The organism is Paenibacillus foliorum, from assembly GCF_013141765.1.
In the GTDB taxonomy this organism is placed as follows: domain Bacteria; phylum Bacillota; class Bacilli; order Paenibacillales; family NBRC-103111; genus Paenibacillus_S; species Paenibacillus_S foliorum.
Genome location: NZ_WHOD01000004.1, coordinates 41364 through 65110, shown reverse-complemented (window position 1 = coordinate 65110; position 23747 = coordinate 41364). Strand labels below are relative to the sequence as shown.

Annotated in this window: 26 protein-coding genes; 17 read left to right on the top strand and 9 right to left on the bottom strand. The window is 44.9% G+C overall.

Annotated elements, in window-relative coordinates; genetic code table 11:
* The first annotated feature begins 4 nt into the window (after window positions 1-4).
* The 6 genes from GC093_RS01220 (at window position 5) to GC093_RS01195 (ending at window position 4927) form a co-directional block, all read left to right on the top strand.
* On the top strand, window positions 5-379 hold the full coding sequence (locus tag GC093_RS01220; RefSeq protein WP_171650030.1) for an Hpt domain-containing protein: 375 nt from the start codon (window positions 5-7) through the stop codon (window positions 377-379).
* A gap of 97 nt (window positions 380-476) precedes the next feature.
* On the top strand, window positions 477-1247 hold the full coding sequence (gene phnC / locus GC093_RS01215; protein ID WP_171650029.1) for a phosphonate ABC transporter ATP-binding protein: 771 nt from the start codon (window positions 477-479) through the stop codon (window positions 1245-1247).
* Window positions 1247-2041 (top strand): phosphonate ABC transporter, permease protein PhnE, encoded by a 795-nt coding sequence (gene phnE, locus GC093_RS01210; protein WP_171650028.1) that lies wholly within the window; start codon window positions 1247-1249, stop codon window positions 2039-2041. The genes phnC and phnE (GC093_RS01210) overlap by 1 nt, the downstream gene beginning before the upstream one ends.
* A gap of 20 nt (window positions 2042-2061) precedes the next feature.
* Window positions 2062-2832: a phosphonate ABC transporter, permease protein PhnE gene (gene phnE, locus GC093_RS01205; protein ID WP_376768610.1), complete on the top strand. Its 771-nt coding sequence runs from the start codon at window positions 2062-2064 to the stop codon at window positions 2830-2832.
* A gap of 147 nt (window positions 2833-2979) precedes the next feature.
* The gene (locus tag GC093_RS01200) at window positions 2980-3558 is read left to right on the top strand and encodes a TetR/AcrR family transcriptional regulator (protein WP_171650026.1); all 579 of its coding nucleotides are present in this window, start codon (window positions 2980-2982) and stop codon (window positions 3556-3558) included.
* Between the two features lie 10 nt (window positions 3559-3568).
* On the top strand, window positions 3569-4927 hold the full coding sequence (locus GC093_RS01195) for an MATE family efflux transporter (protein ID WP_171650025.1): 1359 nt from the start codon (window positions 3569-3571) through the stop codon (window positions 4925-4927).
* 97 nt (window positions 4928-5024) lie between these two features.
* On the opposite strand, the gene GC093_RS01190 is transcribed toward GC093_RS01195, so the two are convergent.
* The gene (locus tag GC093_RS01190) at window positions 5025-5999 is read right to left on the bottom strand and encodes a phosphate/phosphite/phosphonate ABC transporter substrate-binding protein (protein WP_171650024.1); all 975 of its coding nucleotides are present in this window, start codon (window positions 5997-5999) and stop codon (window positions 5025-5027) included.
* A 253-nt stretch (window positions 6000-6252) separates the two neighbouring features.
* Here GC093_RS01190 and GC093_RS01185 point away from each other — a divergent pair, with 253 nt between their 5' ends.
* From GC093_RS01185 to GC093_RS01150, 8 genes are all read left to right on the top strand, one after another.
* Window positions 6253-7839, top strand: coding sequence for a bifunctional metallophosphatase/5'-nucleotidase (locus GC093_RS01185; protein ID WP_171650023.1), 1587 nt, complete (start codon window positions 6253-6255; stop codon window positions 7837-7839).
* 109 nt (window positions 7840-7948) lie between these two features.
* Window positions 7949-8110: a hypothetical protein gene (locus GC093_RS01180; protein WP_171650022.1), complete on the top strand. Its 162-nt coding sequence runs from the start codon at window positions 7949-7951 to the stop codon at window positions 8108-8110.
* A 236-nt stretch (window positions 8111-8346) separates the two neighbouring features.
* Entirely contained in the window at window positions 8347-9456 is a 1110-nt protein-coding gene (gene hisC, locus GC093_RS01175; protein ID WP_171650021.1) for a histidinol-phosphate transaminase, read from the top strand.
* Window positions 9457-9579: 123 nt separating this feature from the next.
* Window positions 9580-10383, top strand: coding sequence for an alpha/beta hydrolase (locus tag GC093_RS01170; protein WP_171650020.1), 804 nt, complete (start codon window positions 9580-9582; stop codon window positions 10381-10383).
* Window positions 10384-10435: 52 nt separating this feature from the next.
* Complete coding sequence (gene pxpB, locus GC093_RS01165; RefSeq protein WP_246313276.1) at window positions 10436-11269, top strand: 5-oxoprolinase subunit PxpB; 834 nt, start codon at window positions 10436-10438, stop codon at window positions 11267-11269.
* The gene (locus GC093_RS01160) at window positions 11259-12275 is read left to right on the top strand and encodes a 5-oxoprolinase subunit C family protein (RefSeq protein ID WP_171650019.1); all 1017 of its coding nucleotides are present in this window, start codon (window positions 11259-11261) and stop codon (window positions 12273-12275) included. The genes pxpB and GC093_RS01160 overlap by 11 nt, the downstream gene beginning before the upstream one ends.
* 730 nt (window positions 12276-13005) lie before the next feature.
* The gene (locus GC093_RS01155; protein WP_171650018.1) at window positions 13006-13293 is read left to right on the top strand and encodes a CD3324 family protein; all 288 of its coding nucleotides are present in this window, start codon (window positions 13006-13008) and stop codon (window positions 13291-13293) included.
* A 136-nt stretch (window positions 13294-13429) separates the two neighbouring features.
* Window positions 13430-14191 carry a LamB/YcsF family protein gene (locus GC093_RS01150; protein ID WP_171650017.1) on the top strand — a complete coding sequence of 254 codons (762 nt, stop codon included), beginning with the start codon at window positions 13430-13432 and terminating at the stop codon, window positions 14189-14191.
* Here the strand turns inward: GC093_RS01150 and GC093_RS01145 are convergent.
* A complete protein-coding gene (locus GC093_RS01145; RefSeq protein ID WP_171650016.1) occupies window positions 14188-14949 on the bottom strand; it encodes a sulfite exporter TauE/SafE family protein in 762 nt (253 codons plus the stop codon). The two genes, GC093_RS01150 and GC093_RS01145, sit on opposite strands and share 4 nt — an antisense overlap.
* Before the next feature lie 333 nt (window positions 14950-15282).
* Entirely contained in the window at window positions 15283-15666 is a 384-nt protein-coding gene (locus GC093_RS01140) for a hypothetical protein (RefSeq protein ID WP_171650015.1), read from the bottom strand.
* 210 nt (window positions 15667-15876) lie between these two features.
* On the opposite strand from GC093_RS01140, the gene GC093_RS01135 reads away from it, so the two are divergent.
* Together GC093_RS01135 and GC093_RS01130 are read left to right on the top strand one after the other, a co-directional pair.
* Window positions 15877-16257, top strand: a complete 381-nt coding sequence (locus GC093_RS01135; RefSeq protein ID WP_171650014.1) for a response regulator — start codon at window positions 15877-15879, stop codon at window positions 16255-16257.
* 43 nt (window positions 16258-16300) lie between these two features.
* Window positions 16301-18043 carry a diguanylate cyclase gene (locus tag GC093_RS01130; RefSeq protein ID WP_246313275.1) on the top strand — a complete coding sequence of 581 codons (1743 nt, stop codon included), beginning with the start codon at window positions 16301-16303 and terminating at the stop codon, window positions 18041-18043.
* Window positions 18044-18555: 512 nt separating this feature from the next.
* Here the strand turns inward: GC093_RS01130 and GC093_RS01125 are convergent.
* From GC093_RS01125 to GC093_RS01100, 6 genes are all read right to left on the bottom strand, one after another.
* On the bottom strand, window positions 18556-19251 hold the full coding sequence (locus GC093_RS01125; protein WP_171650013.1) for a stalk domain-containing protein: 696 nt from the start codon (window positions 19249-19251) through the stop codon (window positions 18556-18558).
* A 64-nt stretch (window positions 19252-19315) separates the two neighbouring features.
* Window positions 19316-19531 carry a hypothetical protein gene (locus tag GC093_RS01120; RefSeq protein ID WP_171650012.1) on the bottom strand — a complete coding sequence of 72 codons (216 nt, stop codon included), beginning with the start codon at window positions 19529-19531 and terminating at the stop codon, window positions 19316-19318.
* 174 nt (window positions 19532-19705) lie between these two features.
* Complete coding sequence (locus GC093_RS01115) at window positions 19706-20824, bottom strand: YeeE/YedE family protein (protein ID WP_171650011.1); 1119 nt, start codon at window positions 20822-20824, stop codon at window positions 19706-19708.
* A 72-nt stretch (window positions 20825-20896) separates the two neighbouring features.
* Window positions 20897-21157 (bottom strand): sulfurtransferase TusA family protein, encoded by a 261-nt coding sequence (locus tag GC093_RS01110; RefSeq protein ID WP_171650010.1) that lies wholly within the window; start codon window positions 21155-21157, stop codon window positions 20897-20899.
* A gap of 5 nt (window positions 21158-21162) precedes the next feature.
* Window positions 21163-21552 carry a rhodanese-like domain-containing protein gene (locus GC093_RS01105; RefSeq protein ID WP_171650009.1) on the bottom strand — a complete coding sequence of 130 codons (390 nt, stop codon included), beginning with the start codon at window positions 21550-21552 and terminating at the stop codon, window positions 21163-21165.
* A gap of 15 nt (window positions 21553-21567) precedes the next feature.
* Window positions 21568-22539 (bottom strand): sulfurtransferase, encoded by a 972-nt coding sequence (locus tag GC093_RS01100; protein WP_171650008.1) that lies wholly within the window; start codon window positions 22537-22539, stop codon window positions 21568-21570.
* A gap of 131 nt (window positions 22540-22670) precedes the next feature.
* Here GC093_RS01100 and GC093_RS01095 point away from each other — a divergent pair, with 131 nt between their 5' ends.
* On the top strand, window positions 22671-23747 hold the full coding sequence (locus tag GC093_RS01095; protein WP_171650007.1) for a YVTN family beta-propeller repeat protein: 1077 nt from the start codon (window positions 22671-22673) through the stop codon (window positions 23745-23747).

The following is a 23747-nucleotide window of genomic DNA, read 5'->3' as shown; positions in this document are numbered from 1 at the left end:
TATGATGGCTATGTCTCAAGAGGACAAGGAGCGGCGGATGAAGACTATTCTTGAGAAAACAAGGAGATTGTTTCTTAAGGATGCCTATCAACGCGCAGCAGAGCTAAAGGAAAACATTAACTCATGGGAACAGAATGAATTGGACAGGGATTCAGACACTAATGGTAAGCTGGGGGACAGCTTGTATCGGTATGCCCATACTCTTAAAGGCGTCGCCTTGACTGTCGGTTGTGAAGGCATACACCAGCTCAGTGAAGCAGCAGACTCTTACAGTATACAACATTTGGATGCTTGGACAGAAGAAACTCTTCGTACAATGATTCAATTCCAAGAACAATTATTTATTGAGCTTTATCGCGAAATGAGTAAGGAATATTAAGGATTTTTGGAGATAGGCTGTAGAAAAAGGAAAATCGACATTTGTGTCGAATCATAAATTGTATACCAAATATATCAAGAGGAGAACGGCCTATTCTATGATAGAATTTCAAAATGTTTCCAAAGTGTATCCCAATGGGACCGTGGGTCTGAGCAATATTAATCTAACGATTCATCCGGGGGAATTTGTTGTGATTGTAGGATTGTCGGGAGCGGGGAAATCAACGCTGCTGCGTTCTATGAACCGTTTGAATGAAATAACCGATGGTCAAATTCTGATTGATGGAAAATCGTTAACCTCTGCCCGGGGAGTGGAGCTTCGCCGTATGCGTCGCGACATCGGGATGATCTTCCAGAGCTTTAATTTAGTTAAGCGCGTTTCTGTACTTCGCAACGTGCTCTCTGGTCGTGTCGGTTATCATTCCACATGGAGAACATTGCTCGGTCTGTTTCCTAAACATGATCTTGATCTTTCCTTAAAAGCTTTGGAGCGTGTAAATATTCGGGAAAAAGCATATGCTCGTGCCGATGAGCTGTCAGGTGGTCAACAACAGCGTGTATCGATTGCACGTGCTTTGGCACAAGAGGCCAAAATTATATTGGCAGATGAGCCTGTAGCTTCTTTGGACCCGTTGACAACTAGGCAGGTTATGGATGATTTGAAGCGGATCAATCAGGACTTAGGGATCACGACTGTCGTCAATCTTCACTTTATCGATTTGGCACGTGAGTACGCGACAAGAATAATCGGTTTACGTGCTGGAAAGGTTGTATTTGACGGACCTGTATCGGAAGCAACGGATGATAAGTTCTCGGAAATTTATGGACGCGAAATCAAGAAGGATGAGCTGTTGGGGGTGGATGCCTGATGTCTTCATCCGAACGTGGCCCGGATTCGCTCAAAAAGCCGTCATCATTGAAACCAATGCTTTCCATCATCTTGGTGCTGCTGCTGTTAGGCGGAAGTGCCTATAAGACCGATGCCTCACTAATTGAGCTGATCGAGGGTATTCCGGAGATGGGCAAGCTGTTTCAGGATATGTATCCACCCAACTGGAGCTATTTAAGTACGATCTATGAACCTATGCTGGAAACGATTCGTATGGCAATAATCGGTACGGTTATCGGATCGCTCGGGGCTATCCCGATTTCTTTTCTTGCGGCGCGAAATGTAACACGCGTTCCTGTATTGGGTGTAATATCCCGATTTATACTGAATCTGGTACGGACTATTCCGGATCTAATGTTTGCCGGGGTGTTTGCTGCAATTGTTGGTTACGGCGCTCTTGCTGGAGCAATTGCGCTTGCCTTCTTTTCTTTCGGGCTCGTATCCAAGCTGACCTACGAATCTATTGAATCTATTGATCCAGGTCCGTTGGAAGCAATGACGGCTGTAGGGGCTAATAAGCTTCAATGGATACACTTCGGTGTTGTACCTCAGGTCATGGCTCAATTTGCTGCTTATGTTCTTTATACGTTTGAAGTGAACGTCAGAGCAGCGGCTATCTTGGGATTCGTAGGGGCTGGAGGGATTGGTTTGATTCTGCAGCGTTCCTTGGATCGGCTTCGATATGATCAGGCGTCTACGATTATCTTGTTCACACTTGTAGTCGTGCTCCTTATTGATTATGTCAGTACTAAGTTACGGGAGAGACTGCTATGACGGATACTTTTAAAAAAAATATGGGTACCCGCATCCGCCATTGGTCGGTTACATTATTTTTAGTTATTATATGTGTTTGGGCGTTCACAGGCATCGAGTTCACAGGGATTAAGGAAACAGCCGGGCAAGTATCCAAGGCAATTCTGCGCGGTCTGCTTCATCCGGATTGGGGTTATGTCTATTTGCCCGAAGGGGAGGATTTGCTCCGAGGGCTTTTAGAAACGGCAGCTATCGCTGTCTTGGGTACGGTTATCTCAGCTGTCCTCTGCGTTCCTTTTGCTTTCTGGGCGGCCAGCAATAAAGGCAAAGGACGTTGGGCAACAGGCAGCGGCAAATTTATGCTCAGCTTGATCCGGACATTTCCGGAGGTTGTCATGGCTATTATCTTCATTAAGGCTGTCGGACCAGGTTCTTATGCCGGTGCACTGGCCTTAGGGGTTCACTCTATAGGGATGCTTGGTAAGCTGTATGCGGAAGCTATTGAGAACCTCGACCGCGGGCCAAGGGAAGCACTCATCGCGTGTGGTGCTAACAAGCTGCAGACGTTGTGGTTTGCCGTTATTCCTCAGGTACTGCCGGACTTCTTCTCTTTTGCTTTATACCGCTTTGAAATCAATATTCGTTCCGCGGCAATACTTGGAGTTATTGGTGCGGGCGGTATCGGTACGCCGCTAATATTCGCGCTGGATGCACGTAGTTGGAACCGAGTTGGTATTATTTTGCTCGGCGTAGTTGTTATGGTTACGATAATTGACCTGATTTCAGGATTTATCCGCAGAAGGTTAGTTTAATTAATACATCTAGTCCCGATGACCTTAATGGGTTGTCGGGATTTTTTTCTATTTCACATGGACAATATATGGAAAAGACTTTTATTATTTACCTGACTGTGGTAAGGTAATGAAGCTGGATTGCTTTATCGAGAAAGGAGGGAACAGATGAGTCGACGAGAGGAACTTAAAAAAATTGCTGTGAGCCATCTCTTGCAGTTTGGCTACGAGGGTACCAAGCTAGCTGATATAGCAGGCGAGGCTGGCATCAAGAAACAGTCCATGTACGCTCATTTCAAGGATAAGAAAGAACTGGTTATTGAAATTCACGAAGAAGCGATGAAACAGGAAGTGACCTATCTAGTTTCTTTTTTTAATAAGCATAAAGGCAGGTCGATGAAGGATATTCTTGACGCCTTCATTCTTGAAATGAAAGATCGTTATTTGGATAAGCAGAATGTGAAGCTCATGTTTCTAATGGCTTTTATTCCTCCAGAAGGCTTACAGGATTTATTTATCACCTTGTATGAAGCTTATTCGAAGCAATTATTAGATTTGCTTGAGCGTGCATTCGAGGATGATTCTTCTATTTCAGTTGATTCGAAGAAAGCAGCGTTGGCTGTGCATACTATTTACGATGGTTTAACGGCCAAGCTAATATTTGAAAGTCCAGAGCAGTTTGTTCATGCTTCAGAGGTCACCTTCTCCCTATTATGGGAAGGAATACAATATAGAAGAAATAGTTAAGAGGTATAACATGCAAAGTGAAAACAGAAGCTTACAGTCACTGGAAACCGATTCCGTGGGAAAAGTATTTTTCCGTTATTTAATTCCATCTCTTGTTGGTATGTTTATGATGTCGATCAATGTAGTAGTTGACGGCATATTTGTAGGGCACCGATTCGGATCGGTTGCGCTGGCTGGGGTTAATGTCGCATTTCCTGTATTTTCTATTTATATGGCCATTTCGTTATGGATTGGTATTGGAGGTGCGGCCCTCTACTCTAGAGCGTTAGGCGCAAAGCAATATACAAAAGCGCAGTCGATATTTACCCACTCTCTAATATTGATTTTCGGCATAACAATTGTCCTTGGGAGTATAGCCTATATATTACGTGAACCGGTGGCTCTGTTCCTCGGAGCTAACGCGGAGACGATGCCCTATGTCATGGATTATATGAATGTTCTATTATCATGCGGATTTGTTTTTACGGTACAAAATTCGTTCAGTGTGTTTGTCCGTAATGACGGAAATCCTAACCTGGCTATGGTGTCAATGGTGGTTACCGCTGTGTCCAATGTGATATTAAATTATATATTTTTGTTTGTATTGGACTTTGGAGTAGCGGGCTCCGCATGGGGGTTAATTGGTGCTGCTGCTATTGGTTCGTGTGTATTATTTTTTCATTTTTTGCGAAAAGAAAGCACGCTTAGATTTAGAAAACCAAAATTTTCATGGGAACTTATACGAAATACTCTGATCATTGGATTTCCAAGCTTTATTGCTGAAGTTGGGATAGCTGTATTTACGGCAGGCTATAATATTGCCATGGCTCATTGGGTAGGTACGGTAGGAGTGTCAGCCTTCTCCATATTGAATTATGTGCATAGTGTGATGCTGATGATGTTTATTGGAATGGGGTCAGCTATTCAGCCGCTAATCAGTTTCTACCGTGGAGCGAAGCAGCGTGTACGGGAGCGGCAAACGATTCAAATTGCAGTCAAAACAGCGCTGGGGACGGGAATTGGAATATTGCTGGTCGGCTTTTTTGCTGCTGATGCAATAGTATCGATGTTCGGGGATTTTTCAACTGATGTCCGTGAATTGGCGATTACGGGGATCCGACTGTTTTTCATCGCTTACTTATTTATGGGAATTAACTTTGTAATGATGACTTATTTTCAAGCGACTGATCAGGTTAAGATGGCTATCTGGATTACGATTGCAAGGGAAATGCTTCTGATGGTGGCTTTTCTTCTCACACTGCCCTATATATGGGGAATCAATGGTATTTGGCTAGCCATTCCATTATCCGAATGTATAGTCACGTTGACCGTCTACATGTATATAAGGAAACGGACAGGGGCTGCTTTATCCGCATCTACTGGACAGTGAATAGTAGTTAAAGTGAAAAGTTAATCTTATATAACAAAAAAAGGACCGTACCGGAATCATTTCCAGGTACGGTCTTGTTTGTTTTCCTAACCTTTGCTTATTTGCCGCCCATTTGCTTGTTAGCGTCACGAACAACATCGAATTTCTTATCATCGGATGTTGTATAACCGCGGTGGGAGTATACTTCATAGATGATTTGTTGGCCGGCAGGATCTTTACCGATAGCGATGAAAGCATCGGAGATCTTTTTACGCCATTCTTCACTCATATCTGTACGAACAGCGATAGTATCGTTAGGAATAGGAGCTGTAAAGAATAGAACGCGAGTTTTGGAGAATACGTCTGGAACATCCTTAACAACGTTCAAACGAGCATCTTGGAACACAGCAGCAGCATCAACCTCACCATTTAACACAGCAAGTACGCCTTTGTCATGACCTTTAACAACAATACCTTTTACATCTTTATCCGGATCAATGGATTTCTTCTTCAATTCAAGACCTGGGTAAATGTAGCCAGCAGAAGAGGTTACGTCCTGCCAAGCGACTTTCTTGCCTTTAAGATCTTCAATTGTTTTGATCGGTGAATCGTTCTTCACGATGATCATCGACTTATAGGAATCTACAAGCTTGGATTTATCTTCTTGACCTGTCGCATCGTCAACGCCATAGCGTTGAGCTTGAAGCAATAGATCTGCTGCTTTTTTCTCATCGTGTGCCAATACATATCCAGTTGGAGGCAAGAAGCCGATATCCACTTTCTTGGAAGCCATTGCTTCAATGATTGTGTTGTAGTTTGTGGAGATCGATACTTTTACAGGGATGCCTAGACGGTCACCAAGGAGCTTTTCTAGTGGCTTTGCTTTGGCTTCAAGTGTCTCAGCGCTTTGGGAAGGTACGAACTGTACAGTAAGCTCTTTAGGTGTATAACCTGCAGGTGCTGCTTCCTGTTTTTTCTCTGCTGGAGCCGGTGCTGGAGCTGCTGGTTTTGTCTCTACTTTACTCCCACAGCCCGCTGCAATTCCCGCTGATAACATTAGAGTTAAACTAACCGCTGCAAATTTTTTGAACATTTTTTTGACCTCCTGTTAATTGTGGAATCAAATCCATATACTACTATAGCATATAATAGAATACACATCAGTAAAAAGTTTGTAAACTTCATGTAAATGAAGCTCCCATACATTTTGGACAGTTAAACATTGAATTTCCAATGGCTAGTTTGATATATTGAAGAAGTTAATCTCTTGATATAGGTGTTGCAAAAAGAAAGTTTTTGAACAGCCTATGTAAGAGTATTTTAATTTAGTTGGAGCTGATCTGGATATGATTGGGAACGCGGGATTTAAGATAACAATTTTGGAGACAAGTGATATTCACGGTTATATGTTGCCCATTCAATATGCAAATAATGAGCCTACAGAGCAAGGCTTTGCCAAGCTTGCTGCTTTGATTTCTGAAGAAAGAGCACAGAATCCACACTTAATATTAATTGATAATGGAGATTTAATTCAAGGAACGCCATTAGCCTATCATCATGCCCGTCTGAATGCAAGTGTCGAGAATCCGATGATACGATGTCTGAATGAACTGCATTACGATGCTGCTGTTTTTGGCAATCATGAGTTTAATTATGGGCTCCCATTATTGAAAAAGGCGGTCAACGAATCGTCCTTTCCCTGGATTGGGGCTAACATTGTTGACGAGGTAAGCGGCGAACCCTATTTCGGTAAACCGTATTTAATTCAAGAATTCGATAATGGGCCTCGCGTTGCTATTCTCGGATTAACTACGAATTATATTCCCAATTGGGAAAAACCAGAGCACATCGCTGGGTTGAGGTTTGAAAATGTGTTAGAAACTGCACGTAAATGGGTTGCTCACTTGAAGAATAAGGAAAAAGCGGATGTTGTCGTTGTCTCTTATCATGGAGGTTTCGAACGTAATCCAGAGACCGGAGAACCTACAGAGCCATTGACTGGTGAAAATATAGGCTATGCCTTGTGTCAAGAAATCGAGGGCATTGATGTGCTCCTCACCGGACACCAGCATCGGACCATCTCTGGACTTAGCATTAACGGTGTTGTGGTTCTTCAGCCGGGAAGTCAGGGAGCCTACATTGGGAAGGTACAGCTTCAATTAGAGCAAGAAAAAGATCAATGGAAAGTTGTAACTGCATCATCTGAGCTGCTTTCAGCCAATGGGGTGAAGCCGGTGAAAAAGATCGTCGATATGCTGCAAGCCGACGAGAAGCTTACCCAGCAATGGCTTGATCAGCCTATTGGCAAGCTGTTGGGTAACATGCTTATTACTGATCCAATGGGGGTTCGCTTGAAGGAGCATCCCTTAATAGAGTTTATTAATCGGGTGCAGATGGATATTTCGGGTGCGAGTATTTCCAATACAGCGCTATTTGATAATATTTCTCCGGGATTTCCACCAGACATAACGATGCGTGATATTGTTTCCAATTATATTTATCCAAATACGCTGCAGGTGATACGGATATCCGGACAAGATATCAAGGATGCTTTGGAGCGCTCGGCATCCTATTTTGCCACCTATACAGGCGGATCAGTTCAGGTTAATCCAGCCTTCAGTGATCCCAAGCCGCAGCATTATAATTATGATATGTGGGAAGGCGTTGAATACAAGCTCAATATCTCGCGGCCAGAAGGAGAACGGGTTGTCCATTTAGCTTTTGAGGGTCAGCCTATTGACCGAAATCGCGAATATGATGTGGTGATGAACAATTACCGTGCCGGAGGCGGAGGCAACTATGCTATGTTCCAAGGAAAGCCGGTTATCCGTGATATTCCAACTGATATGGCTGAGTTGTTAGCCACCTATATCATGGAAAAAGGAACTATAGAAGCTTCTTTAAACTCGAACTGGGAAGTCATATGGGATTAAGCAAGGGAAGATTCGTGAGCAACCCTATATAGATAGGCAGGGATAGTCCAATCCATTAGAAACGTATATCCATACTATACATTAATCCATTGAAGAGGAGGGGTAATGTATGGGATTCGGTCTTGGCGGAATTGGCGGAATTGGCGGAGTTGGCGGAGTTGGCGGAATTGGTGGAATTGGTTGTGGAGTTGGTACAGGTCTGGTTACTAGCACAGCTGTAATATTGGTATTGTTCATTCTTCTTGTTATCGTTTCAAGAGCGTTTATCTAATTAAAAGTAATTATGCATGAAATAGGGAAAGCAGCTAGGCTATATGAGCCAATAGCTGCTTTTTCTCTTTTTTAACTGGATTTAGTGAGCTTATCCCTACATGGGTGAATTTTTGAAGTATCATAGTTCCTTTTCAAAAAAATTAATCAAAAAGTATTTACTAAACAAACGCGGTGATGTATTATCGAATTAAAGTATTGAAGTATTTTTTAAAAAAATAATTAGGAGCTGACCTCATGTCAAATTTAAAGCAAACCCATATTGTCCCAAGAAAAACTCTCGATAATATTAAACCATATTCACCGGGCAAGCCGATCTGGGAAGTGCAGAATGAGCTGGGGCTAACCAAGGTTATCAAGCTGGCCTCTAATGAAAATCCACTGGGTGCTTCGCCTAAGGCGATTGATGCTATTAATAGTTTTGTGACGGAAATCCACCGATACCCAGATGCAGGAGCCAAGCTTGCAAGTGCTGCTATTGCATCGAAGTTAGGCATCAAAGCGGAAGAAATTATTGTAACTAACGGTGGGGATGAGTTGATCTCGCTTGTTTCTGAAGCGTTTTTGGAGGCCGGCGATGAAATTGTTGTGCCGTCTCCTTCATTTAGTGAATATGAGTTTGGCGCACATTTAATGGGGGCTAGAACCGTAGCTGTTCCACTAAAAGAAGACTATCAATATGATGTTGACGCACTGCTTGCAGCTGTAACGGAACGTACTAAAATTATGTACATATGCTCTCCTAACAATCCGACGGGCACCTATATACCAGCCGCAGACTTAAAGCGCCTTATTGAAGCTTTGCCTGAGCATGTTCTCCTGATGGTGGATAGTGCCTACAGTTATTATGCATCAGCGGATGATTACACAAGCGGTATGGAATATGTTAGGGCTGGATATCCGGTTATTGTTCTTCAAACGTTTTCCAAAATATTTGGTCTTGCGGGCATACGTGTTGGATTCGGAGCTGCTCCAGAAGCTGTTATTCGCACCATTCTGAAGGTGAAGGAGCCGTTTAATGTGAATGCATTGGCTCAAATAGCTGCAGCAGCAGCAATTACGGATGAAGAACATGTACAAGCATCGATCGAAGTAAACCAATTGGGTAGAGAGCAGCTGTATGAAGGACTCAGCGAACTAGGTCTGAGCTATACGACGAGTATGAGTAATTTTGTGCTAGTGGAGTTAGGGACGGAAGCCAAATCTATTTATGACCAGCTTCTTGCCAAAGGAGTTATTGTCCGCTACGGGACTATTTGGGGTCTCCCACGCCATATCCGTGTTACGGTAGGGCTGCCTGAAGAAAATGAATGCTTTCTTGAAAGCTTGAAAGAGATATTGGGGTAGCGGTTAATTTAACTAAAATTTTTTCCAATAGTTGGATTCAAATATACGGATTGATGTAGTATGATCGAATCGAAGCTATGAAGATTTGATTTTTTACTTACATTATTCAGGAGGGACTATTTCATGAGTATATTGTTATGGCCGAATGGAACGCCGAATGCGTTAGGGGATGAAGCTGAGGACAAACCAACCCTAGTGCCTTACTTGGTGGAGGCTAAGAATCCAGCAGCTGCAGTAATAGTATGCCCGGGCGGTGGTTATGCACGTAGAGCGGCCCATGAAGGAGAGCCGGTTGCTCTATGGCTGAACTCTTTGGGGATTTCAGCTTTTGTTGTGCATTATCGTGTTGCGCCATATAAGCACCCGAATCCGCTCATGGATGCTCAAAGAGCCATACGAACAGTCCGCAGCAGGGCGATGGAGTGGAATATCGACACAAAACGTGTGGGTATATTGGGATTTTCCGCTGGAGGTCATCTGGCTTCATCTGCTGGGACGCATTATGACAATGGTCAGCCCGATGCGGAGGATCCGATAGAACGTGAAGGTTGCAGGCCGGATTTACTTGTGCTGTGCTATCCGGTTATTAGTTTTATGTCATTTGCACATTCAGGTTCCAGACTAAATCTTCTAGGAGACTCTGCGGACTCAGCGCTTGTAGAGCATCTATCCAGTGAAAATCAAGTGACAGAGCAAACGCCTCCTACGTTTCTATGGCATACTGCAGACGATGCTTCAGTCCCAGTAGGGAATAGTCTGTTATTTGCATCGTCACTTAGCCACAATAAGGTGCCTTATGAACTGCATGTATTTGAAAGCGGGCGGCATGGATTGGGCCTTGCTAAAGAACAACCAGGTGTACAGGCATGGCCGGAGCTATGTGCAGATTGGTTGAAGAGGCAAGGGTACAGTCAGCCTTCAGAGTAAGCTTGTAGCTTGCTGATGATACATCTGACTAAAGATCATCGTGGAGGATTAGATGACGGATACACGGAACCCGGGAATGAGCTATGAGCTGTATCCACTAGGTGAACAGGCTGTTGTGATCCGCTGGGGAGACAGAATAAGTGAGCAAACCCAGCGACATATAGACCGGTCTTTGAAAAGCCTGGAGAGGCATTGGTTTCCCGAACTTACAGAATTGGTTGCTGCTTACCGGACTGTGACTGTTTATTATGACCCTGTTGCATTGTATTTAAAATCGACTCGCGGTTATGATCCGAATGAGATTAACTTGCCCTATGAGCTGATCTGCAGCTGGATACATAGCTGCTTAAGGGAGCAGCGGCCTGAAGATGTCATCGAGGATAGTCAGGATGGAAAAGCAGCTGAGTCCGCTAATGTTAAAGTTGTACCTGTTTGTTTCGGCGGTGCTTACGGGCCGGACTTGGGTGAGGTAGCTCTTCATTCAGGTCTGTCGAGCGAGGAAGTTGTAGAGCTGTATTGCTCAGTATCCTATTTCGTTCATATGGTAGGCTTTGTGCCGGGTTTCCCATACCTGGGCGGCTTGCCAGAGCGTTTGCAGATACCACGTCGCAGCTTTCCTCGAGAGGAAGTACCTATCGGCTCTATCGGCATAGCAGGAGGGCAAACCGGGATTTACCCGTTGGCAAGTCCTGGGGGCTGGCAGTTGATTGGACGAACACCGGTGACGCTATTTGATGCCGCTCTTTCTCAACCGGCTCTGTTTAAAGCAGGAGATTATGTCAGGTTCGAGCAAATATCGGAAGCAGAGTTTACTGTGGTTAGCAGTAAGGCAAAAGCTGAAGCGGGTTTAAAAAGGAAGATGGAGGGTTTATGCGGTGACAATTGAGGTTATTAAGCCGGGGTTGTTCACTACGGTTCAGGACGGAGGGCGGTTTGGCTACCGCGGCATCGGTGTCGTCACAAGTGGTGCTATGGACAGGTTCGCCTTGCAGGCGGCGAACCTGCTAGTAGGCAACGAGCCGAGCGCAGCGCTGCTCGAGCTGACTCTCACGGGCGCGTCGCTCGAGTTTCACGAGGACGCGCTCGTGGCTCTGTGCGGCGCGGACATGGATGCCCGCGCCGAAGGAGCAGGGCCGCCGCTGCCATGCTGGCGGCCCGTGCTCGTGCGCAGCGGCACCACGCTGCGGCTGGGCCACACGCGCCGCGGTGCGCGCGCGTGCCTCGCTGTAGCGGGCGGCATCGCCGTGCCCGCTGTGCTGGCGAGCCGCAGCACGCATGCGCGCTCGCGCCTCGGCGGCCTCGCCGGCCGGGCCCTGCAGCCGGGAGACCGGCTGCAGGTGGGCCCGCCTGCGGCGGCCGCTGCCGCGCTAGCCGCGCGCTTGGCCGCGGCTACGCCAGGGGCGCTGATCGCCCCAGCTGCGTGGGCGATCGCGCCGAAGGCACGCCCGCCGTATGCGGAGCATCCGGTGGTGCGCGTGACCCTCGGGCGTGAAGCGGAAAGCTTTGCAGGCGGGAGCCTGCAAAGCTTTCTGTCCACGCCCTACCGTGTAACTCCACAGTCGGATCGCATGGGCTACCGACTGAACGGCGAGCGTCTTGTACTCTCCGAGCCGCTCGAAATGATTTCCGAATCCGTGACGATGGGCACGGTTCAGGCTCCGCCGGACGGTCAGCCAATTATTCTGATGGCTGACGCTCAGACCACCGGCGGTTATCCTCGCATTGCGCAGGTGGCCGCGGTTGATTTTCCGATCCTCGCACAAATGCGTCCGGGTGGTACGCTGCGCTTTCAAGAAATATCACTGGATGCTGCCCAGGTATTCTATATTCAACAGCAGCTCGAGCTTCGGCAGCTCGCTGCCATAATCAGCTTAAAAATCGCTGGTCTATAATCTATATATCTTGTCTCTTATGGCTTAACACCAAAACCAGTAACAGCCATCTCATCTGCCTCATGAATAGCGGGGAAACATATGCCCGTTAATTGCACTCTAACTAAGCTGCTTTATTACACCATATCCACACCCTTTTTTTGGAGAAAACGAATATAATTATTCTTTAGCTTGAAATGGGAAGCGTTTTTATGTGTTAATAGTAGTGTAGCAGGCCAGCTAACGATTTAACGGAAAGGAGTGATCGTGAACGATGATTACAATACTTGAGGTGGTCTCTGCGTAAGCAGAGGCTCCATAACAAGCGGGGAGGCTCCTAGCCTCCCTCTATTTCTTAAAAGGCAATCCCAGCATAGACATTAAACCTATACATAAGGTATAATAAGGAAGTATTTGGAATCATGATACTAAGACGAAAGGAGTGGCGTTCGATGTATGAAGGCACATTTACCAATAAAGGGTTGTGTGACAATTGAATAAGCATTTTCTCCATCACCGTCACCTGACGTCATTGACATGAACCATAATATATAATATGGAACCCAGGCACGATACGGCAGATCGTGTTTTTTTGTTTTCATGTGTGACCCTACATGCTGACGAACCAAGCTTGATCGATATGACTTGCTTGTGTTAGCTTACTAACTACCTTCAGGAGGTGTGAAGATGAAAATGCTTATCTCTTTCACGGCGGCGCTTGCAACTAAAGCACGGAAGGAGGATTTCATCGATGGGGTACAAAAACGGAAAGGATATTCTTCCCGCTAGCCTGCTCAAGCAATTGCAGGATTATATTTCGGGAGAGATTATCTATATTCCCAAAAAAGAACAGACTCGTGCAGGCTGGGGAGAGAACAATGGCACACGCCTGACGATCCAGCGGCGCAATACGGAAATATACCGGCTCTATGAAAACGGTTCGACCGTTCCTGAGCTGATACAAAAATATCATTTGTCCGAGGACAGCATCCGCAAAATTATTGTAAAGACCCGCGGTTTGGCAGTGCATCAGCACTAGATAGAGGGCTGCTTCAGAGCACCTTTATATGTACCGGATTTCCATACACCTGAAAAAAGCCGGAAGGCTTTTTTTCGTTATCTAGTTTTTTTGAGAAAGGTAAAGGGACATTTCATAAATTAATAGGGGGGAAATAATGAGTACAATCGATCTGAATTGCGACATGGGTGAGAGCTTCGGAGCTTATCAGCTTGGACATGATGAGTCATTAATGAAGCATATTACTTCGGCTAATATTGCTTGCGGATATCATGCAGGGGATCCGGCGGTAATACGTAGGACAGTGCGCTTGTGTCTCGACAATGGGGTAGCTATTGGAGCGCATCCTGGACTGCCCGATATGGCTGGGTTCGGCAGACGTGCCATGCATATTACGGCAGAGGAAGCCTATGAAATAACCGTGTACCAAATCGGTGCACTGTGGGGTTTCGTGCGTGCTGAAGGTGCTGTTCTGCAGCATGTAAAGCCACATGGCGCCCTTTATAATATGGCGTCAGTTGATACAAGCTTGTCCGACGCAATTGCTGAAGCTGTTTATCGCATTGATCCGGAGTTGATACTCTTCGGCCTCGCAGGCAGCGAGCTGGTTAAGGCCGGGAGTAGGAAAGGGCTGCGGGTCGCGGGAGAGGTTTTTGCTGACCGGACTTATCGTGCAGACGGAACCTTGACACCTCGTACTGAAGCGAATGCACTGCTGCACGATGCAGATACTGCCGCCAATCAAGTGATTGGCATGGTGAAGGAAGGCATGAATAGCAATCAGCAGGATAGCCGTATACACCTGAAGGCCGACACAGTATGCATTCATGGAGATGGGCCGCATGCCTTACAGTTTGCGGTAAAGATCCGCGCAAGGTTGGAGCAGGCTAGCATTGCTGTTCGCGCGCTTAGGACTTAAATAAGCTTAATTCCGCTAATCAGGATAATGGCTGCCATAAATGTGCGCAGAGGCTTGGAAGGCAGCTTAGCGGAGAGTGAGCTGCCGACAATAACGCCTGGCACAGAGCCTAGCAGCAAATTAAAAGCTAAGCCGTAATCGATGTTACCGAAACCGGCATGCAGTATCCCGGCAGCCGTCACTAGAAAGAATGCATGTACAATATCGGTACCAACGAGCCTTGCAGCGCCTAGTCGGTAAAAGAACATCATCGCTAGTGCAAACAACGAACCGGAGCCGATGGAAGTCATCCCGACGATAAAACCGAGGATAATCCCGATGGTGATCGTCAAGCTGCGTTTTTCCGTAATTGGCTTCATTTGCCAACGGTTTTCTTCCAGCTTACTGAACCACAGCTTGGCGATACTCGCAAGGGCGACGACAATTAGAACGATGCCCAGCATGTGCTTTACTATGGTCTCCTGAATATTATGAAGCGGCGGGTACAGCTCTAACAAGAGGATCGCCACAACGGCACCAGGAATACTTCCCATAGCTAAATATTTTACTAGCTTGAAATCAATTGTTTTTTGCCGATAATGCTGAATGCTGCCAAATAATTTTGTGATCGAATTATAAAACAAATCGGTGGCTACTGCGACAGTAGGCGATATGTTAAGCAAAATTAATAATGGTGTTAATAATGCTGCTCCTCCTACACCTGTCATACCGACAAGCAATCCAACTAAAAGCCCCATTGCTGCAATACTCCACTCCATACTTTTACACCTCTTACAGTTGTCTGTTAACTCTATTATAAATCAAACTAAGCTTATCGGGAATAAGGAATTTCGTTCCGACTAATTTATAATATGAATATGACATGATTTTGGCGCCCGTCTCAGGTAAAACATCACAAAAAAACGTCCGCACAATATTAGTGCAGCGTTATCATGAAGCTCGATGCAGGCCTCGTATGTAATTGTTTTTGCATCTTCCGGTCCTGCATTGGACCATCTGGGTACACGTTTGGTTAGATACTCGCGGCTATGGCAGGATACAAGAAGGATCGTAGAGGGGATACACAAAAAAGAGAGATAAGGTGTAGCTCCTTATGCTCTCTTTTTGCTAGAACTCCAGTCTTCTTTTTCCGATTTCTTAATAATCTCTGTCATACGGATAGCTAATCCATGAGCATCTTCTTCACCGAATATGTTTTTGATATCTTCGTAAGAGACGTTGTCTTGAAATATTTTACGGGAAACATTGGAATCTTTATACCAAGCTTCTGTGATGACGAAGTGTCCTTCCTTCTTTAGCCAAATCTCATGGTAATACTGTTCTTCTTCATTGCGTAGTTTCATGCTCATGTAATAAGCCGATATAGCAATTCGAGGATCTGAAATTCGTTGACTAAAAACAGAACCTGAAGATACGGGTTGACCGAAGGAGATATATTTCGACACTTTTTTTATTATGTGGTCAATATTATCCATAATATCTGCTCCTTTATAGTACAATGTATCTAGTGTAGGTTGATTTTTAATTGAACAAACCTATTATAATATAATACCATAGTTCATATGACTTATAAATTACTGTTTTATACTTTATGAAGAAGGTTATATGAAATTTACCAACAAAATCTGCGGCTATAATGATATAATAAAACAAAAATTTGAGACGAAATTTGGGGAGATTTTGAGATGGAGAATTATAAGATTTTATTAGCTGATGATGAGTTAGCTTTGCGGTTCTTATTAACTGAAACTCTTGCTGATGACGGGTATGAGATTACAGAATCAGAGGATGGGAAAGAAGCGCTCAATTACATTCAGCGGGAACGATACGATCTCATTATCCTTGATTATATGATGCCTGAATTGACTGGTGTTGAGGTGTGTGAGTGGCTGCGTAACCATGAAAATCCGAATCAGAATACTCCTGTAATATTATTGACTGCGAAAGCATTGGAGAAGGATAGGGAACGTGCGAGTGCTGCGGGAGTGAGTACTTATATTGTAAAGCCCTTCAGTCCACTGCAGTTAGTTGACACCGTTCAAGAGTTAATCGAAAGCAGACAGTGAGTCACTAATATAAGGGATCGAAATCGAAAACGACTGGAAGTGAATGGCTTTGCGGCATACGACTCAAGAAGAGCGGATTCAAAAAGAAGCAAGATTAATGAAAGAAGGACGAAAGCGTTATGTGGTGGAGCTTCGCAAACAGTTGGATAGACTTCGAGAGCTGTTTGCTTCAAAGAACGAGAACATTACATTCGATGTAGCACTGCAAATATACAGGTTAGTCCATACTTTAAAAGGCAGTGCGCCGATGTTCGGATTTGTACGAATCGGGGATATTGCAGAAAAGCTTGTACAGCAATGGGAATGGGCGCAATGTCAAGAAAGCATATCGAGCACAAATACATCTGTAATAGCTGGATTTCAAACGACTGTTTCGGAAGGGACAGTTTGGTTGCAGCAGCTAGCAATGGAATTGGATGTTTACTCTCAAGAATTGGATTTGGATGATAAACAGGACCAGAAGCTATTGCAAGGTGCTGCATTGGCGCCTGGCTGCCGGCTCCTTGTCATTGATGATGATGAGGTGCTTCGCTCTTATCTTGTCCGCCGTCTTACTCTGGAAGGTTATATAGTGGACGATGCACATGATGTTGCAGGTGCTCAAAAACTGCTGCGTGAATTCACCTATGATCTCATTACAATAGATTTAATGATGCATCCACAGTCAGGTTATGAGCTTTTTGAATTTGTGAAAGAGGATCCTACCTTAAAATGGATACCGTTAGTGGTGCTTTCCGGACGCAGCGATATCCATGATAAGGTTCGTTGTTTCTACTTGGGTGCGGACGATTATGTAACAAAGCCCTTTCAGTATGAAGAATTAAGCGCACGTATATACGGCCTGCTGAAACGGACGAAAAATTTTGAACAGATGGCATTTCGCGATCCATTGACAGGTGCCTATAACCGGCGTTACTTTGATCATCAAATTCTAGCTGAGCTGCAGCGGATTCAACGTTATCCATCGCCAATTTCCTTAGCATTTATCGATATTGATCGGTTTAAATCTATAAATGATACACATGGGCATCACATCGGAGATATTGTGTTACAGGGCTTAGCGCATTTGCTTCAAAATCATCTGAGGGAAACCGATTTACTCGCGCGCTTCGGTGGTGAAGAATTTGTTATTGTGCTTCCAGGAGTTTTGGGTGCGGATGCGAAAAAAGTAATGGAGACTATGCTGCAGCATACCCACGCAGGCCCTGTTGCCCAATATGATGGACAGGCCTTTCATATTACCTTTTCAGCCGGAGTTTGCGAATGGTCCGACGGAATTTCGGTAGCTGAGTGGATCAGACGAGCAGATGATGCTATGTATTCAGCGAAGCAATGCGGCAGAGATCGTGTTCTGCTATATGCGGATGATATGTCGGCTGCGCTATCTGAGGTTTCGGCTGCAACGGAGACTCGCAAGAAGACGGTACTGATAGCTGATGATGACCGCATCCTTCGCTCCATCCTTGTTTCCAAGCTGCAGCATCTGCCTGTTCAATTCATTGAAGCGGTCGATGGGGAAGAAGCTTACTCGATTATTAAAGGACAGCACGTGGATTTGTGTATATTGGATGGTGTAATGCCAAGGCTGGACGGTTTTGGAATGCTTGAAAAACTAAAGCGGGAAGAAGCGATGCCCGATGAGCTTCATATTCTGATGCTTTCAGGTCGCAGCCGTGATGAAGACATGTCAAGAGGACAACAGCTAGGCGTTAACGCCTATATGAATAAGCCGTTTTCAATGGTTGAACTAGAATTCAAGGTGAAACAAATGCTGGAGCTTGCATAACGTAACTAAGGCTATGATAGGCGCGATCCTAGGCTTGTCGGCTTTGCTCCACACAAACATAAAAAGAGCACTTCGTACCCTTTTAAAGGTTCCGAGGTGCTCTTATTTAAGTTGCTTTTTAAAGGGCTCAGAACCGAAAATCACCGCTTGACGAAATCATTCGATTTCGGCTCCTTACCAGCTCAGCGTTTGACAAGACCTTACGAAAAGCAATGACGACTGCGAACAAGACAAGACATTGTTCGAAGCTATTGCCTGCCCTCAAATCCTGCATTTATGCAGCCTTATGGCCGATATATCGGCAGTCTTGGTGAATTTATGCAATTGTGCAGCTTTTTTCATGCTTAGCAGAAACCGTATCGCTTTGCGTGAAATTGATGTACTTTTGCAGTTCTTTCCGCTCATAAGCATATTTCGGCAAATAATAACTGCATGTTTGCAGGATTGTGCAGGCTGATGATCGGAGGAGGGTCAAGCACTGATTTTGAGGTTGAACCTATTAGCGAAATAAATTAAAGTTCAACCATGCTCGCTGCAATTCCTTGCAATTGTTCTTTACTTAAAGATTGATCTTCTGAAAAGATAGAAATGTAAGTATCGCCGAGCTTGTACACAAGCATATCCATATCGCTCGGTTTAATCCATTTGGCAGAAACGTTGGTGGATAATTTTACATCCGTTCCTTCATAGGATGATGAATAATCTCGTGAACTCTCCATGATAATCATATGATTAAATACATGGCGAACCGAATCTTCGGAGCTTCCTGTCAGTTTGTATTTGTCTCCAGCAACTATTTTTGTTGGGATATACGCTTTAAAGACGCTGAGCTTTTGGAACTCCTGATCGATTAAACTTTTTTGTGAATCCGTAAAGGTAATGCCTGTCAATGGCGAGGCTTCAGTAACACCGTCTACTCTTTTGCCTAAAATGACTGAATTCGTATCGGCATCATAGTCAATTGGAGCATTGAAGGCTGATGATACGGCACGAAGAGGGACATAAGTCGAACCGTTATAGGTTATGGGCTGGACTTTCTGGCCGTTTTCATCCAAGGGGTACCAGTCAGCACCATTTAATTTAAAAGTAATATCTCCGTTTAAATAAGCTTTGATTTCTTGCAGGTTGGTTCCTGCATAAACCCCCACGGAGCCTGCAAGTAACATTCCAATCGATAGTACCCCTACAAGCAGCTTGTGCCCTTTCAAAATATGACGACTCCTCTCGTTGTGAACATTTTGAGTTGCTGTAGTGTTTAATTTGGACTTCATTCTATCTTTTTTTCATTTCAAAAAATTCACAAAGAGTCCTTTGATGATAGGAGATATCACTGACTCCGGATTGAGTGACAATAAGATTATCGTCAAATCGGATGATGATTCCACCTGAGTCTACGACATGATCGTCTTGAAAAACACGAATTGCACGTTGACGTTCCATAGCCTCTTGAAAATCTTGATCGGTAATTAGACGGCGGTTCTGAGCCAATCTGGGTCTCCCCCTAAACGATAGATATAAACCGATTCTACCATAAATGATATATGCTTGACTAATAAGGCTGACATGAGAATATATTGCTTTCAAGATTCAGGATAAAAAAGAGACCGTCTAAGACCAGATTATTTTCTGGTTCAAACGGTCTTCTTTCTATTCCTGCTGCTATCAGTCTTGAAAAGTATCGCTGCGCTGAAAGAGCATTAGCGGCATTTTGAAAACAAAAGCAACTACAATAACGATCCCAATAATCATACCTATCAAGACGAATACGCTGCTTAAGGATAAACCTCCAATACCGGTAATGACGTTGGCGATGTTGCAGCCAGGGGCTATACGGGAGGAGATTCCCATCAATAAGCCGCCGCCTATAGCAAAGGGCATCCGCGATGCACGCGGGATGCGTAATTTAAAGCTGCCGCTTAAGAGAGAAGCTGCGAAGGAACCGATCACCAGAAATATAACTAGCGTTTCCTCAGGACCTAGTCCGATTCTCGGGAAATCAGCAAACAACGCATTAAGATATGTGTTGTTAAAAACAAAGTCATCGCCCAAAAGCTGTGCCAGAGCAACTGCCCCGATTCTTGTCTCAGGACCTGTAATGCTTACATTTGACATGAGAGCGAATTGGATCGTTGCAACAACCCCAATTAGAAACGCTACTAGCCTGATATCCCAGTGAGATTGCTTGAGCGGGCTGCCTTCCCAATCGGTCAATGCCGATTTGATTCCACTTAGCAAACCGGAAATACCGAAACGATAGATGACGATAGCCAGCATCAAAATCACAATTGCAGCAGGAAGTACATAATAAGGCAGTGGCCATGAGAATAAAGTGTAGCCGCTTTCCGCTATAGTAAGAGGCTTTAGAGTATCTCGAGCCCATGGGTCGTACAGAAGTGCGAATAATAAATTGCCGACGATTGCAAAGAACAGAACCACCCAGAATTGCACATAACCCATGCCACAGCGGTAAAGTGTTCCCGAGCCGCAGCCTCCGGCAATAGTCATGCCAATGCCGAATAAGATACCGCCGAGTAGATTGGCCCCGCCCAAGGGAACTGTCCAGATATCGGATACGCTTTTAATCCCAAGCGTCAGCATTAAACCCCAGCCCAGTAGAGCTGTTGCGATCAGAACCAGCACACCATGCAAGATGCGTGTATCCTTTACGCTGATCCAATCGCGAATCGAGGCGACAAAGCAGAAATCTGCTTTTTGCAATAAAAATCCGTACAGAAACCCGAAGATGGCGGCCATCAAAAATACATCCCAAGTATAAGCCATTGATGTCAACATCCTAACCTAATAGTAATTAATAATATACGTCAATTTCGCTCTAAAGGAGCTATCTATTAACTAAGCCTTTTTAATGAAAATATGATAATTTCCGCCCTTTTTGGCGACACCAAGAAATTCTCCGTATTTGTTCATTTTGACTGCGGCAGGAATTGTTTTGGTGGCAATGGAATGATCAGTAATTTCTACTACGATTTCACCTGATTTAGCGCGTTTCAATCCAGCCAGTGCAAGATTCAAGGTATGAGGGCATACTTCGCCGATTGCATCGACAATATGGTCGGGTTTCAATTCAAGTAATTGTTGTTCATTTAAGCTCATCTGTATTACTTCCTTTCTAGTTGTTCAGGATTAAGATTTTCTACAATTAGGTCGGAGGGACCCACAGCAACTTCATGTCCCTGCTGCTGCCAATCAAGCATACCGCCTAGATGATTATGGACGCGTTCAAAGCCATTAGAGCTGAAATATTTGGCAACCTCGAAGCTGCGGCGGCCACTGCGGCATACAAAGACATATTCTTTGTTCCTGTCTAAACGGTCGATAACATCTATAATGTCACCCATCGGGATTAGAGGGAGCTCGGAAATATGGGCAACCTCATATTCTTCCGGCTCTCGGACATCAATAACAATTACTGGATTGTTAGGTTGGTCCAAAATATCTTTGAGCTCATGGGAGTCCAGATGTGAAATACCTTCAATGATTTGAGCCATGGAGCTTTCTCCTCTCTATTTCACAACTGCTGTGTCATCCGCATTGCCCCATTCGGCAAATGCGCCTTCATAAGGACGGATATCGGAGTAGCCAAGGAGGCGAAGGGTGAAGTAGGTGTGTGCCCCACGGATATTGGTTTGGCAATAAGGAACGATGGTTTTGCTTTTATCGACACCTGTTTGATCGAACGCTTTGCTTAAGTCTTGATAGTTTTTGAATCTTGGCACACCGTCAGATGAGTTAGCATCTAATGCGTCACTCCACTCTCTGTTGACCGCTTTATCGATATGCCCGCCTTTTTTATTGCCACGCAGGTCTTCACCGCTGTATTCCTTGGCTGAACGAACATCCAGCAGCACGCATTGCTGCAAATTCAGTGCCTTAAGTTGCTCCTTGGTCGTAACTAGCTTATCATTGGGAACAGCTGCAAAATTTCCCTTAACCGGGGCAGGAGGCGTATCGGTGGATACTTCCTTTGCTGCGACTGACCAAGCTGCATAGCCGCCATTTAAAACTTTAACGTGATCCTTGAGTCCGTAATATTCAAGTGCGTAAAAGACTCGGCTTGCGTTCAAGGAGTTGCCTTCGTCGTATAGCAGCACCGTCGTGTCACTGTTAACGCCCAGGCCTTGGAACAGCTCAGTAATTTTCTCTTTAGAAGCAATTGTGTTATTAGTCGAATCCTTCAGAAGACCGGAATTTAAAGCATAAGCTCCAGGAATATGACCTTGCTCATAACCTTTTGCACGGGTATCGAATATTTTTACTTTGCTGTCCTTCAGATGCTCTTCGGTCCACTTGACATCAGCCAGCAGAGCTGCGTTTGGATAGGGATCGGTAGCCTTGATGGCTGCAGTTGCTGCTTCTGGTTTAGCTGCGTTAGAGGCCGGTGGTGTTGCTGCTGGAGTGGCCGATTGTTTCTGACCGCATGCAGCCGTGACAAGCGTTAATGCAAGTAATGGAATGAGTAGTAATGGTTTGTTCATATGATTTTTCCCCCAAGATGAAATGTTTTCTTGATTTCAAAGCTTTATCCCCTGTATAATAACATTAATTCCGATTGATTTACAATGATTTATTTTGTGATAATTTTTTAAGTTGTGAGGAGAGCCTGCAAATGCTAGATTCAAAAAAAATAATCATTCTTGCCGTTTCTTTATCAGTAATTATGAGCGGCTGTGCGTTGGAAACCAAACAGGAGGCTGCGCAGCGCTTGCAGTCGAAAACTGGAGCTGGCGGGAATGGGGAGAATGCGAATAACTCGCAATCCGCCGCCGGTAAATTAACGAGCGTTCAATTCTATGTGCCGAGTGAAAAAGAAAATAAGCTTTCCGTGATTGATGTGGTATCGAGCAAGGTGGTTGGCAGTATTCCTCTTTCCGAGACGCCATCAACGGTCGTTTTTTCCACAACGATGCGCGAAGCTTTTGCTGCGAACCAAATGAGCAGCAGTGTTTCTTTTATTAATACACAAACCCTTAAGGTTGAGAAAGAAGTGCCGGTTGGCCCGATGCCGCACGGTATGGTCCTATCACCTGATAACAAAATGCTGTATGTCGCTACGGTTGCCGATCAATTTGTGTACCTGGTTGATACGAAGGAAGGCAAGGAGGCGGGAACGATTGATTTGGGACAAGGTGCCCGGACAAATTACCTCGTATTATTTGGTGAGAAGCTGTATGTGAGCGACCATGAAAATCATAAAGTGTATGTCGTGAATGTGAAAACCAAACAGGTGATGATGACTATTCCGACTGGAAAGATACCGCGTGCCATTAAACTGAGCGATGACGGAAAGAAATTGTATGTTCCGAGTGCCGGCGATCATGCTTTGGAGGTATACAATACCGCTGATGGCAAGCTGCTGAGTAAAATCAGCGTCGCTGAGGGAGCAACGGATGTTGCCGTTACTGAGGACGGCTTAACAGCCATTGTAACGAGCATGGAGGGAAGCGCCGTGAGTTTTGTTGATCTGGCAAGCGGCAAAACTATCAAGACGTTAACTGGGTTGGCTGGAGCGAGGCATATCTCCTTTAACCGCCAACAAACCAAGGCATATGTAACGCTAAGCGGTTCCGATGAGGTGATTGTAATCGATACGGCCAAACAGGAGGTCGTAGAGCGCATCAAGGTTGGGGCGCAGCCGCATGGCATTCAATTGAAGGCATTGCCAGGTATTGGAGGAAGCTGCTAG

Excerpts from the sequence above, each read along its gene's own strand:
- GC093_RS01220 (WP_171650030.1), top strand. The coding sequence starts at position 5 with ATGGCTATGTCTCAAGAGGACAAGGAGCGGCGGATGAAGACTATTCTT.
- phnC (WP_171650029.1), top strand. The coding sequence starts at position 477 with ATGATAGAATTTCAAAATGTTTCCAAAGTGTATCCCAATGGGACCGTG.
- phnE (WP_171650028.1), top strand. The coding sequence starts at position 1,247 with ATGTCTTCATCCGAACGTGGCCCGGATTCGCTCAAAAAGCCGTCATCA.
- phnE (WP_376768610.1), top strand. The coding sequence starts at position 2,062 with ATGGGTACCCGCATCCGCCATTGGTCGGTTACATTATTTTTAGTTATT.
- GC093_RS01200 (WP_171650026.1), top strand. The coding sequence starts at position 2,980 with ATGAGTCGACGAGAGGAACTTAAAAAAATTGCTGTGAGCCATCTCTTG.
- GC093_RS01195 (WP_171650025.1), top strand. The coding sequence starts at position 3,569 with ATGCAAAGTGAAAACAGAAGCTTACAGTCACTGGAAACCGATTCCGTG.
- GC093_RS01190 (WP_171650024.1), bottom strand. The coding sequence starts at position 5,999 with ATGTTCAAAAAATTTGCAGCGGTTAGTTTAACTCTAATGTTATCAGCG.
- GC093_RS01185 (WP_171650023.1), top strand. The coding sequence starts at position 6,253 with ATGATTGGGAACGCGGGATTTAAGATAACAATTTTGGAGACAAGTGAT.
- GC093_RS01180 (WP_171650022.1), top strand. The coding sequence starts at position 7,949 with ATGGGATTCGGTCTTGGCGGAATTGGCGGAATTGGCGGAGTTGGCGGA.
- hisC (WP_171650021.1), top strand. The coding sequence starts at position 8,347 with ATGTCAAATTTAAAGCAAACCCATATTGTCCCAAGAAAAACTCTCGAT.
- GC093_RS01170 (WP_171650020.1), top strand. The coding sequence starts at position 9,580 with ATGAGTATATTGTTATGGCCGAATGGAACGCCGAATGCGTTAGGGGAT.
- pxpB (WP_246313276.1), top strand. The coding sequence starts at position 10,436 with ATGACGGATACACGGAACCCGGGAATGAGCTATGAGCTGTATCCACTA.
- GC093_RS01155 (WP_171650018.1), top strand. The coding sequence starts at position 13,006 with ATGGGGTACAAAAACGGAAAGGATATTCTTCCCGCTAGCCTGCTCAAG.
- GC093_RS01150 (WP_171650017.1), top strand. The coding sequence starts at position 13,430 with ATGAGTACAATCGATCTGAATTGCGACATGGGTGAGAGCTTCGGAGCT.
- GC093_RS01145 (WP_171650016.1), bottom strand. The coding sequence starts at position 14,949 with ATGGAGTGGAGTATTGCAGCAATGGGGCTTTTAGTTGGATTGCTTGTC.
- GC093_RS01140 (WP_171650015.1), bottom strand. The coding sequence starts at position 15,666 with ATGGATAATATTGACCACATAATAAAAAAAGTGTCGAAATATATCTCC.
- GC093_RS01135 (WP_171650014.1), top strand. The coding sequence starts at position 15,877 with ATGGAGAATTATAAGATTTTATTAGCTGATGATGAGTTAGCTTTGCGG.
- GC093_RS01130 (WP_246313275.1), top strand. The coding sequence starts at position 16,301 with ATGGCTTTGCGGCATACGACTCAAGAAGAGCGGATTCAAAAAGAAGCA.
- GC093_RS01115 (WP_171650011.1), bottom strand. The coding sequence starts at position 20,824 with ATGGCTTATACTTGGGATGTATTTTTGATGGCCGCCATCTTCGGGTTT.
- GC093_RS01110 (WP_171650010.1), bottom strand. The coding sequence starts at position 21,157 with ATGAGCTTAAATGAACAACAATTACTTGAATTGAAACCCGACCATATT.
- GC093_RS01105 (WP_171650009.1), bottom strand. The coding sequence starts at position 21,552 with ATGGCTCAAATCATTGAAGGTATTTCACATCTGGACTCCCATGAGCTC.
- GC093_RS01100 (WP_171650008.1), bottom strand. The coding sequence starts at position 22,539 with ATGAACAAACCATTACTACTCATTCCATTACTTGCATTAACGCTTGTC.
- GC093_RS01095 (WP_171650007.1), top strand. The coding sequence starts at position 22,671 with ATGCTAGATTCAAAAAAAATAATCATTCTTGCCGTTTCTTTATCAGTA.